A 16,564-nucleotide genomic window follows, 5' to 3' on the forward strand; every position below is an offset into this window, starting at 1 on the left:
AATGGGAGCCAGCGACGAGAACGAACCGATCCGCCGCGTTCTCTGGCGCCTCGCCCCGATGATCTACGGCCCGACGACCCTGTTCGGTCTCGGCGAGGGCGCCGTCATCCCCCTCATCCCGGTCATCGCCGCCGAGCTGGGCGCCGACGTCGCCACCTCGGCGCTCGTCGCCGCCGCACTCGTGGTGGGACAGCTGTGCGGCAATCTGCCCGCTGGGTGGGCCGTCGCCCGCATCGGCGAGCGGGCCACCATGATCATCGCCGGGCTGCTCGCCCTCGTCGGTGTCGGGGCTATGGCCTTCGCCCCGGTGCTGGGGGTGTTCGCGGCATCCGTCTTCCTCATCGGCATCTGCGCGGCCGCCTTCGGAGTCGCCCGTCACGCGTTCATGACCACCCGCGTGCCACTCACATTCCGCGCTCGGGCCCTGTCGCTGCTCGGCGGCAGCTTCCGCCTCGGCATGTTCGTCGGACCCTTCATCGCCGCTGCGCTGCTGTGGGCGTTCGGCGACGAGCACGCCACGATCTGGTTCTTCGGCGTCTGCCTCGTCGCGATGATCGCACTGGTCGCCTTCGGGCCCGAACCCGAGAAGCGGCTGGGACCGCCGCCCGCCATCGCACGGACCGTCGAGGGCGAAGCGATCACGACGGCGCCCGTCCGCACGCGCCGCGTCCCCGGCACCGGTGTCGTCCGCACCGCTTGGCGCAATCGCGACGTGCTCGCGCGGCTCGGCGTCGCCGCCGCGTCGCTGTCGGCGTTGCGATCCACGCGCCAGGTGCTGCTGCCGCTGTGGGGCGTCGCGATCGGACTGGACGGCTCGACGATCGCACTCGTCGTGGGCGTCTCGGGAGCCATCGACTTCGCGCTCTTCTACGCCAGCGGTCAGGTCATGGACCGCTTCGGCCGCCTGTGGGCGGCCCTCCCCGCCATGCTGCTCATGAGCGCGGGCCTCATCGCGCTGGCACTCACGTCGGCCAGCGCGCAGCCCGAGCTCTGGTTCGCGCTCTTCGCCGCCGTGCTCGGTGTCGGCAACGGACTTTCGAGCGGGATCCTCCTCACGCTCGGAGCGGATGTCGCGCCGACGGCGAACCCGGCCCCGTTCCTCGGCTCCTGGCGCACGCTCACCGACGCGGGCGGTGCCGCCGCCCCGCTGCTGGTCTCCGGGATCACGGCTGTCGCCTCGCTGCCGGTGGCAGCCGGTGTCATGGGCGTATTCGGTCTCGTCGGCGCATTGGGGTTCGTCCGGTGGGTTCCCCGTTTCGTCCCGCGCACCCGGATCAGCCCTGATCCCGAGGGCCCGGACGGCAGCCCCGACGACCGGGACGTCCCCGCGTAGCATGCTCGTCGTGCGCAGATTCGCGGAGGCCGGCTCGGCCATCCTGATCGCCGCCCTTCTCTCCGGCTGCGCTGTCGGCATCCCCGGGCACGGGGATGCGAAGAGGGATGTCGCCGAGTCCGCGCATGCCGTCGACGTCATACTGCCGCCGGTCGGCGGAAAGCCGGACTACCAGCTGAGCGGAGCGTACCCGCCCGGCGAGGCCGTGGAGATCGTCGGCCGCGACCGCACAGCGGAGCCCGCGCCGGACCGTTACTCGATCTGCTACGTCAACGGGTTCCAGACGCAGCCGGCAGAACGCGACCTGTGGGATGAGGATCTGCTCGTGACGGTGGACGGCGAGCCCCTCGTCGATCCGGACTGGCCCGACGAGGTGCTGATCGATTCATCGACGGCCGACAAACGCGAGCGCATCCTCGCCCTGGTCGCCCCCTGGATCCGCGGCTGCGCCGAGTCCGGGTTCGAGGCGGTCGAGTTCGACAACCTCGATTCGTTCACGCGCTCCGAAGGCATGCTCGACATCGACGGCAATCTCGCTCTCGCCGCCGCCTACGTCGACGTCGCCCACGATGCGGGTCTCGCCGCAGGTCAGAAGAATGCGGCGGAGTTCGCTCACCAGCTCCGCGACGAGGCAGGCTTCGACTTCGCCGTCGTCGAGGAATGCGCCGCGTATCTCGAGTGCTCCCGCTACACCGAGGTCTATGGCGAGGCCGTCGTCGACATCGAGTACACCGACAATCTTCCGCGCGCCTGGGACGAGATGTGCGCCGATCCGGAGACCCCTCCTTCCGTCGTGCTGCGCGATCGGGGCCTGACGGTGGAAGGCTACCCTGAGCATGTAGCGACGCATTGCTGAGGCGAATCTTGGTCTGAACGTCGTTCCTGGCGCAACCCGTTTCAGGTTGCGACCGGGGGCTGACAGCGTTGCTCTCGACCGAGGGAGATCGATGGTCTTCGAGACGACGTTGGGCCGCGAGGGGACGCGGCGGGATGCGGCGCGCCAGTCGAAGAAGTCGTCGAGACGTCTCGCACTGATCCGCCTGGTGGTTCTGCTCGCAGCGATCTCCGGTGTGAACTACATCGTCTGGCGCTGGCTCGCCTCGGTGAACTGGGAGGCGTGGTGGATCGCCGTACCCCTCGTGCTCGCCGAGACGTACAGCCTGATCGACTCGCTCATCTTCGCCGTCGGCGCCTGGCGGCTGCGGGAACGCCACGATGCGCCACCGCTGACGCGCGACGTCACGGTCGACGTCCTCGTCACCACGTACAACGAACCGCTCGACCTCGTCATGCGCACGGCGCGCGCCGCGCAGGCGATCAGCTACCCGCATGAGACCTGGATCCTCGACGACGGCGACCGGCCCGAGCTTCGCCGTCTCGCCGAGGCGGAGGGCATCGGCGTCGTCACCCGGTCGCAGGCGTGGCGTGACCGGCCACGCCACGCGAAGGCCGGGAACATCAACAACGCCCTCATGGTCACGGAGGGCGAGTTCCTGCTCATCCTCGACGCCGACCAGGTGCCCTCGCCGAAGATCCTCGATCGCACGCTCGGCTGGTTCATGGACGACAAGGTCGCCCTCGTCCAGACGCCGCAGTGGTTCGTCAACGTTCCACCCAGTGACCCGCTCGGCAGCCAGGCGCCGTTGTTCTACGGCCCGATCCAGCAGTCGAAGGACGGGTGGAACGCGGCGTTCTTCTGCGGATCGAACGCGATCCTCCGCCGCGAGGCACTGATGCAGCTCGGGGTCTCACGCTACGTCGACGAAGTCACGCTCGCCGTCAACCGCGGCGTGCGATCCTCCCGTCGCGTTCTCGCACGCGCTCGCCGGGATCACGGATCGGACCCGCGCATCGCGGCCGCCCTCGACACCGTCGCGGACGCCCTCGATCAGGTGAAGGTCGAGATCGCACGCGGCGATGCCCTCGCGGATGTGACCTACGCGTTCCAGAGCCGCATCGATCGGGTGCGTCGCGAGCTGAGCGATCAGGACGTCTCCGACGTCCGCGAGGAGTTGCGCGCTCTCGCCGAGCTCACCGCAGACACCGAGGCCCTCGCCGTCATCGATGAGGTCACTCTCGACGCTCTGGGCGATCGGAGCCTCTCTCCGCTGGCTGCGCTCGAGTCGATCAGCATGCTCGTCTCGGCGTTCGATGTCGGGCGCGACGAAGAGGCCCAGGCGATCATGCCCCTCGCGACCATCTCGGTCACGGAGGACATGGCGACCTCGATGCGGCTGCACGGCCTGGGGTGGAAGTCGGTGTACCACGACGAGGTGCTCGCCGAGGGTCTCGCCCCCGAGGATCTGCCGACGATGCTGACGCAGCGGCTGCGATGGGCTCAGGGCACCATGCAGGTGATGTTCCGCGAGAACCCCCTCGTGCAGCGCAGCCTCAGCTGGGGCCAGCGGATCATGTACTTCGGCACGATGTGGAGCTACCTGGCCGGCTTCGCCGGCATCGTCTACATCGCCGCGCCGGTGCTGTACCTGACGTTCGGCGTCATGCCCGTGCAGGCATGGAGTGTCGACTTCTTCGCGCGCTTCATCCCTTTCTTCCTCCTGAACCAGCTGCTCTTCCTCGTCGTCGCCAACGGACGCCCGACCTGGCGCGGCGCGCAGTACTCGCTCGCGCTCTTCCCCGTCTGGATCCGCTCCGTGACGACGGCGTTCGCGAACGTCTACCGCGGTCGAGCCTTGGGGTTCGCCGTCACCCCGAAGACGCGCGCCGCCGAGGACAGCCCGCGGTGGGACCTCGTGAAACCGCAACTGATCGCGATGGCTGCGCTCGTCCTGTCGCTCGTCGCCGTCGCCATCCGGTACGCCGTCGGGCAGGCCCAGGGCATCGCGCCCCTCATCAACATCGTCTGGGTGCTGTACGACCTCATGGTCTTCAGCATCATCATCCGCGCCGTGCTGTACCGGCCACCGGCACACCTGGAACTGAAGGAGACCTGACCCATGCTGGACCTCGATATCGACGTACGCGAGAACGGTCGGGTCGTCCGCCCCCACGGGCGGCTCACCATGGTCTCGGCCCGTCCTTTCCGCGAGCGGGTGACCGAAGAGATCGCCGCCGCGGGCGAAGCGCCCGTGATCGTGGATCTGTCGGATGTCGCCTTCATCGACTCGTCGGGCCTCGGCGCCCTCGTCGCGTGCCTCAAGACCGCACGTCAAGGCGGCGGCGACCTGCGGCTCGCTGCGCCGAGCGAACAGGTGACGATGGTGCTCGGCCTGACGAACCTCGACCGCGTGCTCCGGCCGCGCGCCACCGTGCAGGACGCCCTCGATGGCTGAGGTCGTCCACCGGTCGCTCGTCGCCGATGTCTCGCTCGAGAGCGTCGAGGCCGTCCATGATCTGCTCGCATCGTGGTGGGAGGAAGCCGGCGACGTCGAGCCCCGTGCGCGCTTCGCATTCGAGATCGCCGTCGTCGAGATCGCAGGCAACATCGTCGAGCACTCCGTAGCCGCGCACGGCGCCGAAGGACGGCACTTCACCCTCGATCTGCGGGCCACACCCGAGGCATTGACAGCGACCTTCGAGGACGACGCTCAGCCCGCCGAACTCGACCTCAGTGCTGTGACCATGGCCGACGCCGACTCCGAGGACGGCCGCGGCCTCGCCCTCGCCCTCGCGAGCGTCGACTCCGTCGAGCACCGCTACGAGAACGGGCGCAACGTCTGGACTCTCGAGTGCCGCCGCGAGTGACGCGGCACTTGCGGCGGGCGCTGGCGGCCCTGGCTTTAGCGACGGCCACCGCTCTTCTGACGGCGCCCACGGCCATCGCTGATACCGGCGAGCCTGCCCCCGTCACGCAGGACGGACTCTGGTTCGGCCCGGAGCTCGATTGGGGCTCGGACGGCCCCGACGGATACGCCGACCGGCTCGGCGAGACGCCCGCGACCTACGCCATCCGCTTGTCGTACCCCCTCGATGACAGAGCCCGCCAGGACTGGTCTCGCGCAGCCACGGCGGCCTCCGCCCAGGGCGCCGTCCTCGTCTTGAGCATGGAACCGCGGGTTCCTCTCGCGGACCTGACGCGCGACGATGCCGCGGCGTTCAACGCGATGCTCGAGAAGATGCAGGGCGACTACGACACGCACCATCTCGTGCGTTTCGCCCCCGAGATGAACGGTTCGTGGACCTCGTGGGGGCAGCAGCCGCGCGAGTTCGTGCGCGCGTTCGAGGCCGTGGCCGACGTCGTCCACGACGGCGGGTCGGGAGCCGAGATGGTCTGGGCCCCGTCATACGGCGCGGGGTACCCCTTCGAGCGCGCCGACGGGCGCCTCGACGACCTCTCCCCCGCGGACCTTCGTGCGCTCGACACCGACGCGGACGGACTGCTGACCGAGGCCGACGACCCGTACGGCCCCTACTTCCCCGACGCGGATGCCGTCGACCGGGTAGGTCTGACGATGTTCTACTTCGGCAAGGGCGAGTCGGGTGCCGCCGCGGGTCGCGACGTGCCGCTCGTGTCGAACAGCGCTCCTGACGGGGGTGAGGTGGCCGCGCGCCTGGACGAGCAGTGGGGCTACACCGTGCCGCAGGCGGAGACCTTCTACGACAGGTTCGCGGCGGGCGAGAGCCGGGACCTTCTGCTCGACACCGGCGCGCTCTACGACTTCTCACTCGACGGAGACACCGAGCTCGCCGTCAAGCAGGGCTGGTGGCGCCAGGTGCTCGCCGAGCTGCCCGACCACCCGCGAATCACCGCGGTCACCTGGCTCGAGGCCGTGCGCGAGGAAGCCGAGGCCGGTGCCCAGGAAGTCGACTGGCGTCTGACCGCCTCGGGTGAGCTGGCGAGCGCGTTCCGCGCCGACCTCGCGGCATCCGGGCAGGTGCAGTGGAGTCCGATCACCGAGGTGATCACCCCCGAGCAGGCCTCGGCCAGCACCGTGCAGGTGCGCGAGGGCAACGACGAGATGAACTGGATCACCGGCGCCGCCGCCGTGCTCGCCATCGCGTTCCTCGTCTCGGGGATCGTGGGACGGACGCTGCCGTCGTGGCGCTACCCCGACGATTCCGCGACTCGCGACCTGCGCATCGATATGATGCGGGGCTTCGTCATCATCGTGGTCGTCGTGACGCACATCGAGGTCCTGAGCCCCTACTCGTTCGCGTCGCTGAACATCATCGGCGCCATCACGGGCGCCGAGCTCTTCGTCCTCCTCAGCGGGATCGTGCTGGGCATGGTCTTCCCGGCGGCCGTCAAACGCGGCGGGGAATGGGCTGCTGCGCTCGCGGCCTGGGCACGCGCGCGAAAGCAGTACCTGGTCGCCCTCGCCGTCATCCTGCTGATCTTCATCGTCAGCTTCGTGCCGTTCATCGACGCATCGGCGATCATGACGTTCACCGACCGCGGCACCGGCGAGGACGGACAAGCGACGACCGGCCGCGTGTACGACCTCTATCCGAACGCCGACCGCCTGCTCGACTACCCGCCGCCCTGGTACGCGGTGAGACAACTCCTCCTGCTCGAGATGGGGCCGTGGCCCTTCAACATCATGGGGCTGTTCGTCGTGCTGAGCCTGGCCTACCCCGCACTCATGTGGCTCATCCGTCGGCGCCTGTGGTGGCTCGTGCTGGCGGGCAGCTGGGGCCTGTACGCCCTTCACATCACGATGCCGGAGCTGTCGCCCCTGCCGTCGCAGTTCAATGCGGTCTTCCCGCTACTGGCCTGGCAGGTGCTCTTCACACACGGACTCGTCATCGGGTACTACCGGCGCCAGATCATCCGGGCGCTCACCTCCACACCGGGGAAGATCCTCATCGGGCTCTTCGTCGTCGGCTACGCCGGGTTCCTCGTCTATCTCTGGGCGGGCGACAGCTTCGGGTTCGAGCCGGCCCCATTCCCTGCCGGCCTCTACGGGATGCTGTACGACTCGGGCTACCCGCGGATCGATCTGCACTGGGGACGCCTGCTCGACCTCGTTCTCGTGATCACCTGCAGCTACGCCGTGCTCACGGTGGCCTGGAAGCCGATCAACGCGGTCATGGGGTGGCTCTGGATCCCGCTGGGGCAGGCGAGCCTCTACGTCTTCATCGTGCACGTGTTCTTCGTGCTCGCCGTCGCGAACATCCCGGGCCTCGACCGGCAGAGCTTCTGGCAGGGCACGCTGATCCATACCGCGGTCATCGCGCTCATCTACCTGATGGTGCGGCGGCGGTTCCTCTTCTCGGTGATCCCCCGCTGACGCGCGGTCAGAGCGCGCCCGCGTCGTGCGTCAGCGCACCGAGATGACCACCGCCGTCACGTCATCGTCGACGACGTGCTCGGAGACGCGGATGGACAGCTCGTCGAAGAAGGCATCCGGTTCGCTGGCGCGGCGGAGGTCTTCGCCGATGAGACGCAGGCTGTCGAGCGTGGAGTCATAGGCGTCGAGGGCCCCGTCCGAGACGGAGACGATCAGGTCGCCGTGACCGACTACGGTCTCGCCCGCCTCCCACTCGGCGTCGGATGGGCGCAGGCCGAGCGGCAGGTTGCGCGAGCTCAGGCGCTCGCTCGTGCCGTCGGCACGGAGTAGCAGCGTGAGCCCGTGTCCCGCATCGACATAAGCCACGCGGCCGCTCCGGGTCTCGATGACCGCGTGGAACAGGGTGGCGAAGGTCTCGCGGTAGCGCTTGTCGTGCCGGGCGTAGTCCTCGACCGAGAGCATCGCCTCGACAGGGTCGAGGTGAGCGCGCTGTTGGAGCGCGCCGATCAGCTCCTCGGCGAACCCGCCAGGCTCTTCACCCTTGCCCATGACGTCGGCGAGGGTGACGATGATGCGGTCTCCGACCTGCTGCCAGCTGCTCCGGTCGCCGCTGACCTGCCCATACGGGATCGCCAGGGCGGCCAGGCGAACTTCCCCCGCCGCCAGACGGTCATCGCGCACGGCCGGGGCGACCGACGGGGCAGGCACGGGCCCGGCACCGGAGGCACCGGGATCGTCCATGCGCATCTCGGCCTGCGCCCATAGGCCGAACCGCTCGAACGCGTCGCGGTCGGCGTCGCTGAGATCACGGGGCGAGGTATCGAGCAGGCAGAGTGTGCCGACGGTCTCTCCCGCGTCGGTGTGGATCGGGAAGCCCGCGTAAAAGCGGATGCCGTGCTCGGCCACGATCGCGCGGTCGGCGAACCGCGGATCGGCGCGGCCGTCGCGCACCTCGAGCACCGCTGGCTGTTTGACCGCCTCGCCGCAGAACGAGTCCTCGATCGGGGTGTGCCGGAAGTCCGACTCCGCCGGCTGCGACTTCGTGAACACCGTCTCTGAGTTCACGACATTGACCACGGCGTAGTCGACGTCGAACATCTCGCGGGCGAGCCGCGTGATGCGGTCGAAGCGCTCCTCCGGGGCGGTGTCCATCAGACCGAGGCGCGTCACCGCGTCATCGTTGACATCGAGTTGCTGGGTCATGAGCGGGCTCCCCCTCCACGCATAGCCGGTCATCCGACCCTAGCCAGCGCCGATTCCTCCGGGAAGGAGGTTGCGCGATTGCTGCGCCTCGCGGACTCAGCGCAGCACGGTCCGGCTCGTCGCAGTCGCCTCGATCCGCACACCGTCGGGCACGAACATCGACGACACGGGAGGATGCCACACCGTCGCCACGGTGACTCGCGCGGACAGCCCATCGGGCGTGCCGGCTTCGACCAGCGTCACGTCACCGGTTGCCGCGATGACCTCGGCGGCCTGGTCGTGGACATCAGCCGGGTCGAGGAGCGCGCGCGGTGAGCCGCCTTCGACGACGAAAGCGAATCCGTCGGATGCCGCCAGGGCCGCGGCATCCGCGACGGTGTCTGCCCGCTTGTGGGCGAGATACAGGCTCATCGCGTCCGCGCTGACGAGGACGAGCACGATCGCGAGCAGGGCGTATCCGAGCGTGAGCGGCAGCACGCTCCCCTCGTCGCCCAACCGGTGGTGACGCCTCATGGCGTGCCCCACAGGCGCGGCATCCGTTGCACCGCCGTCGCCTCGATCGGAACACGGGCGAGCCGGTCGAGGCCGAGTACGGGAGGCACGAGCGGCAGCACCGCGTCGGTGCGCGCGGTGACGCGAACGATCTCACCGGCTCGGGGGCAGGGACCGCTGCCCGAACACTCGACGGCGAGCGCGAGATCGTCGGCTGCCATGCCGTACTCGGCGGCGATAGCGCGCGTGATCGCTTCAGCGCGCGTGTCGGCCTGGGCTACGTCAGTGGCTGTCGCAACCGCGCGGGCGACGTGTCGTGCTGCCGCCTGGGCCGCAAACGTGTGCGACTGAACGACGCCGAGGGAGACGATCAGATATACGACGGGGACGAGCAGGATGAGTCCCGCGGTCAGGAACTCAAGGGACGCCGATCCGTCGTCAGCACGGTGCTGCTCACTCCCCGTCGTCCGCAGGCGCATGCGCAGTCACCTCCCACGCTGCCGGGATGCCCATCAGTCCGACGAGCGGCAGGGTGAGCCGCATCGTCACCTGCACCATCGCCGCGTCGTCGACTGCCGTGCGCTGTGTCTGAACGCCCTGCACGAACCCCGGCCCGAGCGTCCGGTCGACGATCTCCCGGGCGCGCGCAGCTCCGTCCGCGTCGGTCACATCGGCGAGTGCAGCGTCATACGCGCCTTCGACCGCCGCGTCGTGAGCGACCCCTCGGACGTAGACGGCGAGAGCGAGCTGCATGACCCCCAGGGTCAGCAGGGTGAGCAGCGCTCCGACCATCACGAACTCCGCCGGACTCGACCCTCGGTCGTCGAGAGCGAACGCCATGTCAGAGTCCGGACACTCGCGCGATGGCCTGCTCGAACAGGTTCGACAGCGCGGGCCCGGCGAGCGCCCAGATGACGACGACCAGCCCGGCCGTCATCAGGGTGACGAGCACCCAGCCGGGAACGTCGCCTTGCTCGTCGTCCCGGAGGTCTCGTGCCGCGCCTCGGACCATCGTGACCGTTCGTCTCATCACGTTCCCTTTCTTCGTTCTGAATGTGGTTCACAGCCCCAGGCGCAGCATCCCGATGCCGGGGAACACCGCGAACAGGACCGAGAGAGGCAGCACGAGGAAGACCAGCGGAAGCAGCATGAGGATCTCCTTGCGCCCGGCCTGCTCGATCAGAACGCGCTTCGCGTCCTCCCGCGCATCGGCAGCCTGGGTCTGCAGAACCTGGGCCAAGGGAGCACCGCGTTCGACCGCTCCGACCAGCTGATCGACCGCTCGATCGATGCTGGCCACCTCGAGAGAACGCGCCATGTCACGCAGGGCATCGGTCAGGGTCGACCCGGTCCCGGCGGCGAGGACGGCAGCGCGCAGGTGTCCTGTCAGTTCGCCGGCACCCACCTCGCTGACGCGGCGCAACGCATCGTTGAGGCTCTCGCCCGCAGAAAGGCAGAGCGCGAGGAACTCCAGCACCGTGGGCACCTCTTCTCGCACCTGCCGCATCCTCTTCTCCGCGGCCTGGGCCAGCATCATGTGGAGACCGAGCATTCCGGCGGCAGCGAGGACGACCGGGAGCAGCAGCGTGGCACCGTTGGCATCGCCGCGTATCACAACGGCGACCGTCAGCGCGGTGCCCAGCGTGAGTCCCCCGACCCCCGCGAACAGCTGCCGGAGACGGAACCTCTCGGGCGTCAGCGCCCAGCCGGCCCGCAGGAGCCGTCGGCGGAGTGCTACCGAGCCGCCCAGCTTCGCGCCCATCCGCGTGGTGCGTTCCCGCCAGCCTGCGAGCCACGACGAGCCCGCATGGAGCGGGGTCAGGCCGATCGGATCGGCGATGTCGCGCAGATAGGGCGCAATCCTGCGCTCGAGAGGCGGCGCGACCCATCGCGGCATTCCGGAGATCGTGAGAAGCACACCGGCGGCGAGCGCCGTGCCCAGCACGACGGCAACGGCGAGCTCTGACACTCCGGTCACCGCACCCACCGCCGCGGTTCGGGAAGCCTGCCGATCCGCAGCATGACCCGGTATGCGAGGAACGACACCGCCGCGCCCACGATGATGAGGATCGCTCCCTCCGCCGAGGCATACGCACGCGCCCCTTCAGGTCGAAGCGCCAGGAGCGTGAGCACCACCCAGGGAGCGACCAATCCGAGCACGGCTGCGCCTCGGATCCACGACTGGCGTGCCTCCACCTCGGCGCGGAGAGCCGCATCGGTGCGGACGGACGTCGACAGCGCCCTGAGCACCGGGACCAGCTCAGTCCCTCCGACCTGCCGGGCCATCCGGAGGGTCTCGACGATGCGGTCGGCCACCGGGTCTGCGAGAACCGTCTGCAGACGCGCGGCACTGGTGTCAAAATGACCGGACGCGGCGAGATCTCGCGCGAAGCCCCGGAACGCGGGTCGCAGGGCGGGCGGCCCGGTCTCGGCGATCGACGAGACCGCGTCACCGAGCGGCATGCCGGCCCGAACCGATGCGACGAGCAGATCGCAGACGTCGGGCCAGAGCCCCCGGCGCGCTCTTCGAAGTCGGCGGGCGCGCGAGCGCAGCCCGGCCGTCGGCAGCAGCGCTCCTGCCCCGGCAGCGACGGCGGCGACGACGGGGAGGGAGGTCACCAGCCAGGCAGCCGCGGCGGCGAGCGCTGCTGACCCGACCGATATGGCGCCGAGCCCGCTCACCGGCGCATGCGCGAATCCTGCGGATTCGAGGAGGCCGCGGCCGAATCCGCGCGCGCGAGCGGACGTCGCCGGTGTCGTCGCCTCACGAGGCGACAGCCAGGGCGCGACGATGAGCACGAGCCCCGCACCGAGGGTCGCGCCCCAGAGGAGGGTCACCCGTGGCTCCGATACACCGACCGGGTCGCGATGACACCGTCGATCACCACGCCGGTGGGCGAGACGATCTCGGCTATGCGTCGGCGCCCCGATTCCAGGAGCTCGCAGTGGACCACGATGTCGACGGATGCCGCGAGCGCGTCACGCACGAACTCGACGTCGATGTTCCGGCCGGCTAGTAGCGGGAGGGCCGAGAGCTTCCGCAGCGCGTCCGCGGCGGAATTGGCGTGCACCGTGGCGGCGGCGGGGACGCCGGTGTTGAGAGCGAGGAGCAGGTCGAGAGCTTCGGCATCGCGCACCTCCCCCACGACGAGACGGTCGGGTCGCATGCGCAGGGCCTCCTTCACGAGGCGCCGCAGCGTCACTTCTCCCCCGCCCTCAAGGCTTGGCTGCCGGGCCTGCAGTGCGACGACGTCGGGCAGATCAACGGATAGCTCGAACGTCTCCTCCACCGTGACGACGCGCTGCTCGTCGGGGCTTGCTGCCACCAACGCGCTGAGCATGGTCGTCTTACCCGCGTGGGTGGCCCCGGACACGATGATGTTCCGTCCGCTCGCGATCGCGGCGCGCAGGATGTCCGCCGCCTCCACGGTCACCGACCCGACCGCCACCAGGTCGTCGAGCGTGCGGAACGTGCGGAGGAACTTGCGGACGTTGACGGCCCAATGCCGCGTGATGTCGGGGATGACGACATGGAGCCGCGAACCGTCGGGAAGCGACGCGTCGGCGAAGGGTTGACTCAAGTCGACGCGGCGACCGCTGGCGTGCAGCATCCGCTCGACCAGGTCGCGCACCTGCTCCTCGGTCAGGGCCAAAGCGACCCTCTCGCTCCGTCCGCCTCGGGCGACGAAGATGCGGTCGGGAGCGTTGATCCACAGCTCCTCGACACTCGGGTCGTCCAGAAGCGCCTGCAAGGGGCCGTAACCGGCCACGGAAGCCAGCACGCGGCGCACCGCAGCGGACTCGTCGTCAACCGCTTCGAGCCCGCGTGCCAGAGCGAAATCGTTGTGTCGCTGCACCTCCGCGACCGCAACGCGCTCAACCTCGTCCGGGCGCTCAGCAGGATCGATGCCCTCGGACCGCAGCCGATCGCGCAGACGGCACGCGATCCGCGTCTCCGGCGGCACGTCAGGCGGCTCGGCTCCGGATGCGGAAGAGAGAGAAATGCTCACCCCTGCATCGTGGCCGCTATGCGGTCAGGCGGTGACGACTATCCACAGGGTCGGACCAGCAGCCGGTGATTGCTCCCTGCGGCGACGCCCCAGCCTCACCCGAGCAGCTCGATTCCGAACCCTCCGACGACGGCCCGCACCTCACCGAGATACCGCTGGGCCTGTTCCGTGAGCGGGACGGCCGTGCGGCCGATCCAGCCGATCTCGATGCGCTCGTCGACGTCAAGAGGAACCGCGACGATCTCCGGATCGAGATCATCGCTGATGATGCCCGTCGAGATCGTGTAGCCGTCGAGGCCGATCATGAGGTTGAAGATCGTCGCGCGGTCCGACACCCGGATCTCCTGCTTGCTCGAGAGCGTCGAGAGGATCTCCTCGGCGAAGTAGAACGAGTTGTTCGCGCCCTGGTCGAAGGTCAGGCGGGGCAGGTCGGCGAGGTCATCCAGCGTCGCTCGGGATCGCGAGGCGAGCGGGTTCCGACGCGAGACGAAGATGTGCGGCTCGGCGACGAACAAGGGGTGAAAAGCCAGCCCCGAGTCACGCAAGAGCTTGTCGATCACGTTCCGGTTGAAGTCGTTGCGGAACAGGATGCCGAGCTCGCTGCGCAGCGTCCGGACGTCTTCGATGATGTCCCACGTCCGGGTCTCGCGCAGCGAGAACTCGTATTCGGGCGCTCCGGTGCTCCTGACCATCCGCACGAACGCGTCGACGGCGAACGAGTAGTGCTGCGTCGAGACGCCGAGCAGCCGGCGCGACGGCGGCCGCCCGAGGTAGCGCTGCTCGAGCAGCTCGGTCTGCTCGACGACCTGACGGGCGTATCCGAGGAACTCGACGCCGTCGGTGGTGAGAGTCACGCCTCGGGCCGACCGCACCAGCAGATCGCGGCCGACCCGCGCCTCGAGGTCCTTCATGGCCGCAGACATCGTGGGCTGGGCGACGTAGAGCAGATCGGATGCCGCCGAGATCGAGCCCTCCGCGGCGACCTCGATGAAGTACTGCAGCTGCTGCAGGGTGATCCCGCTCCGACGACCGGCCATAGGCCCAGGCTATAGCAAAGGATAGTGACAGCGGATTACCCGATGGCTTCCCTCTACCCGCACCATGGAGCCAACATCTTCCGCATGGCTCCTCGGAGCTCCGCTCGATTGGCTGCTCATGGCGAACGACTTCACGTTCCGCATCTCGACGACTCGCTTCGACGAGGACTACTCCCCCTCCGACTCATCGCGGATCACGACGAACTTCGCCAACCTCGCCCGCGGCGAGCGCCGCCGGGAGAACCTCCGCGCAGCGCTCTCGATGATCGACGCTCGCCTGAACGACCTCGCCCGCACCGACAACCCGGAGGGCGACCGCTACACCGCCGAGCTCGACATCGTCTCGGCGAACCTGCGGTTCGAGGATGACGCCGAGGACGCGGCGACGCACGCTGCCGACGACCGCGAGTTCCCGTTGCTCGAGGTGCTCGACATCCACATCCTCGACCGGCAGACCGGCGAGCGCCACCACGGCATCGTCGGCAACAACTTCTCGTCGTACCTGCGCGACTACGACTTCAGCATCCTGTTGCCGTCCGCGCAGCAGACGCCCGGTGCGTTCACGGTGCCGGATGGGTTCGGCGACCTCCACGGGAAGCTCTTCCAGCACTTCCTCGAGTCCGAGGCCTACCGCGAGCGGTTCCCCCAGTTGCCCGTCGTGTGCATCAGCGTGTCGACGAGCCGGACCTACCAGCGCAACGGCAACCGGCATCCGGTCCTCGGCGTCGAGTACGAGCAGGACTCGTTCTCGCTCACGGACGAGTACTTCGCGAAGATGGGGCTGCAGGTGCGGTACTTCATGCCGCGCGGAAGCGTCGCGCCGCTGGCGTTCTACCACCGCGGCGACCTGCTCGGCGACTACACCGATCTGCAGCTGATCGGCACGATCAGCACGATGGAGACGTTCCAGAAGATCTACCGGCCCGAGATCTACAACGCGACCGTGCCCGCCGGCGAGGTCTACCGGCCCACCCTCGAGAGTGACGACTTCGTGCGGACGGACATCACCTACGACCGGGTCGAGCGCAGCCAGCTCGCCACGACGCAGGGCAAGTACGCCGAGGAGCACTTCGTGACCCCCCACCGTCAGGTCCTCAGCCGCTGGGCCGCCCGCTACGCCGCCCCGACCGCCGAGGCCGTGCCGGCCGCGCTGACCCGCTGAGACGAAGGACGATCCGTGTCGCACACCCTCTTGCCCGCGTCCACCGTCGGCAGCCTGCCCAAGCCGTCCTGGCTCGCCAAGCCCGAAGTTCTGTGGTCGCCGTGGGAGCTGACCGGCGATGTGCTCGTCGAAGGAAAGCGCGACGCCCTCCGCGCTGCCGTTCACGAGCAGGAGCGCCGCGGACTCGACATCATCAGCGACGGCGAACAGACGCGCCAGCACTTCGTCACGACCTTCATCGAGCACCTCGACGGTGTCGACTTCGAGCGGCGCGAGACCGTCCGCATTCGCGACCGCTACGACGCGAGCGTCCCCACGGTCGTCGGCGCCGTCAGCCGCCGCCGGCCGGTGTTCGTCGATGACGCGGCCTTCCTCCGACAGCAGACCGACCGGCCCATCAAGTGGGCGCTCCCCGGCCCCATGACCATGATCGACACGCTGGCCGATCGCCACTACGCAAGCCGCGAAAAGCTCGCGTGGGAGTTCGCCACGATCCTCAACCAGGAGGCCCGCGAGCTCGAGGCCGCCGGCGTCGACATCATCCAGTTCGACGAGCCCGCGTTCAACGTGTTCTTCGACGAGATGAAGGACTGGGGCATCGCCGCGCTCGAGCGAGCAGCCGAGGGCCTGCGCGCCGAGACGGTGGTGCACATCTGCTACGGCTACGGCATCACGGCGAACAACGAATGGAAGGCGACGCTCGGCCCCGAGTGGCGGCAGTACGAGGAGTCCTTCCCGCTGCTGCAGCGCTCGAGCATCGACGTCATTTCGCTCGAGAGCCATCATTCGCGTGTTCCGGTCGAGCTGATCGAGCTCATCCGAGGCAAGAAGGTCATGCTCGGCGCCATCGACGTCGCCAGCCACGAGATCGAGACCCCGGATGAAGTGGCCGAGACCCTTCGTCGCGCCCTCGCGTTCGTCGACGCCGACAAGCTGATCCCGAGCACGAACTGCGGCATGGCGCCGCTGCCCCGCACTGTCGCGTACGACAAGATCAGCGCTCTGGTGGCCGGGGCCGCCATCGTCCGAGCCGAGGTCTCCGAGCCGAGCGCGCTCGCCGCGCGCTGACCGGGGTTATCTCCGGCCCGCCGCCCCCTTTCCGCCCGCGCATCGAGCGCACACTGGCGGCGGAAGGA

The 16,564-nt window shown here is 69.0% G+C and carries 17 protein-coding genes; 8 read left to right on the top strand and 9 right to left on the bottom strand.

From position 1 onward, the window contains the following. Position 1 precedes the first annotated feature (1 nt). The 6 genes from O1W71_RS02915 to opgC all read left to right on the top strand — a co-directional run bounded on the left by O1W71_RS02915 (position 2) and on the right by opgC (position 7,524). The gene (locus tag O1W71_RS02915; protein ID WP_269266770.1) at positions 2–1,333 is read left to right on the top strand and encodes an MFS transporter; all 1,332 of its coding nucleotides are present in this window, start codon (positions 2–4) and stop codon (positions 1,331–1,333) included. A gap of 1 nt (position 1,334) precedes the next feature. Next, positions 1,335–2,189 carry an endo alpha-1,4 polygalactosaminidase gene (locus O1W71_RS02920; RefSeq protein WP_442923668.1) on the top strand — a complete coding sequence of 285 codons (855 nt, stop codon included), beginning with the start codon at positions 1,335–1,337 and terminating at the stop codon, positions 2,187–2,189. A gap of 91 nt (positions 2,190–2,280) precedes the next feature. Next, positions 2,281–4,287 carry a glycosyltransferase family 2 protein gene (locus tag O1W71_RS02925; RefSeq protein WP_112614368.1) on the top strand — a complete coding sequence of 669 codons (2,007 nt, stop codon included), beginning with the start codon at positions 2,281–2,283 and terminating at the stop codon, positions 4,285–4,287. Between the two features lie 3 nt (positions 4,288–4,290). Further along, positions 4,291–4,626, top strand: a complete 336-nt coding sequence (locus tag O1W71_RS02930; protein WP_331282639.1) for an STAS domain-containing protein — start codon at positions 4,291–4,293, stop codon at positions 4,624–4,626. Next, positions 4,619–5,038 (top strand): ATP-binding protein, encoded by a 420-nt coding sequence (locus tag O1W71_RS02935; protein WP_269266467.1) that lies wholly within the window; start codon positions 4,619–4,621, stop codon positions 5,036–5,038. Before O1W71_RS02930 ends, O1W71_RS02935 begins: the two co-directional genes overlap by 8 nt. Continuing rightward, positions 5,035–7,524 (top strand): OpgC domain-containing protein, encoded by a 2,490-nt coding sequence (opgC, locus tag O1W71_RS02940; protein ID WP_269266468.1) that lies wholly within the window; start codon positions 5,035–5,037, stop codon positions 7,522–7,524. Before O1W71_RS02935 ends, opgC begins: the two co-directional genes overlap by 4 nt. A gap of 30 nt (positions 7,525–7,554) precedes the next feature. On the opposite strand, the gene O1W71_RS02945 is transcribed toward opgC, so the two are convergent. From O1W71_RS02945 to O1W71_RS02985, 9 genes are all read right to left on the bottom strand, one after another. Beyond that, positions 7,555–8,727, bottom strand: coding sequence for a SpoIIE family protein phosphatase (locus O1W71_RS02945; protein WP_269266469.1), 1,173 nt, complete (start codon positions 8,725–8,727; stop codon positions 7,555–7,557). A gap of 96 nt (positions 8,728–8,823) precedes the next feature. After that, on the bottom strand, positions 8,824–9,240 hold the full coding sequence (locus O1W71_RS02950) for a pilus assembly protein TadG-related protein (RefSeq protein WP_269266470.1): 417 nt from the start codon (positions 9,238–9,240) through the stop codon (positions 8,824–8,826). Next, the gene (locus O1W71_RS02955; protein WP_269266471.1) at positions 9,237–9,698 is read right to left on the bottom strand and encodes a TadE family protein; all 462 of its coding nucleotides are present in this window, start codon (positions 9,696–9,698) and stop codon (positions 9,237–9,239) included. The genes O1W71_RS02950 and O1W71_RS02955 overlap by 4 nt, the downstream gene beginning before the upstream one ends. Continuing rightward, complete coding sequence (locus tag O1W71_RS02960; RefSeq protein ID WP_269266472.1) at positions 9,673–10,059, bottom strand: TadE/TadG family type IV pilus assembly protein; 387 nt, start codon at positions 10,057–10,059, stop codon at positions 9,673–9,675. The genes O1W71_RS02955 and O1W71_RS02960 overlap by 26 nt, the downstream gene beginning before the upstream one ends. Position 10,060: 1 nt before the next feature. Further along, a complete protein-coding gene (locus O1W71_RS02965; protein WP_023951124.1) occupies positions 10,061–10,249 on the bottom strand; it encodes a hypothetical protein in 189 nt (62 codons plus the stop codon). 30 nt (positions 10,250–10,279) lie between these two features. Continuing rightward, complete coding sequence (locus O1W71_RS02970) at positions 10,280–11,197, bottom strand: type II secretion system F family protein (RefSeq protein ID WP_269266473.1); 918 nt, start codon at positions 11,195–11,197, stop codon at positions 10,280–10,282. Further along, positions 11,194–12,057 (bottom strand): type II secretion system F family protein, encoded by an 864-nt coding sequence (locus O1W71_RS02975; protein WP_269266474.1) that lies wholly within the window; start codon positions 12,055–12,057, stop codon positions 11,194–11,196. The genes O1W71_RS02970 and O1W71_RS02975 overlap by 4 nt, the downstream gene beginning before the upstream one ends. After that, the gene (locus O1W71_RS02980) at positions 12,054–13,229 is read right to left on the bottom strand and encodes a CpaF family protein (protein ID WP_442923674.1); all 1,176 of its coding nucleotides are present in this window, start codon (positions 13,227–13,229) and stop codon (positions 12,054–12,056) included. Before O1W71_RS02980 ends, O1W71_RS02975 begins: the two co-directional genes overlap by 4 nt. A 95-nt stretch (positions 13,230–13,324) precedes the next feature. Then, a complete protein-coding gene (locus O1W71_RS02985; protein WP_269266475.1) occupies positions 13,325–14,266 on the bottom strand; it encodes a LysR family transcriptional regulator in 942 nt (313 codons plus the stop codon). Between the two features lie 118 nt (positions 14,267–14,384). Between O1W71_RS02985 and O1W71_RS02990 the strand changes: the two genes are divergently transcribed. Together O1W71_RS02990 and O1W71_RS02995 are read left to right on the top strand one after the other, a co-directional pair. Beyond that, positions 14,385–15,428, top strand: coding sequence for a putative oxygenase MesX (locus O1W71_RS02990; protein WP_269266776.1), 1,044 nt, complete (start codon positions 14,385–14,387; stop codon positions 15,426–15,428). A 15-nt stretch (positions 15,429–15,443) separates the two neighbouring features. Continuing rightward, positions 15,444–16,496, top strand: a complete 1,053-nt coding sequence (locus O1W71_RS02995; protein WP_269266476.1) for a methionine synthase — start codon at positions 15,444–15,446, stop codon at positions 16,494–16,496. Positions 16,497–16,564: the final 68 nt, after the last annotated feature.

Source organism: Microbacterium sp. H37-C3 (genome assembly GCF_027157935.1).
Lineage (GTDB): Bacteria > Actinomycetota > Actinomycetes > Actinomycetales > Microbacteriaceae > Microbacterium > Microbacterium plantarum.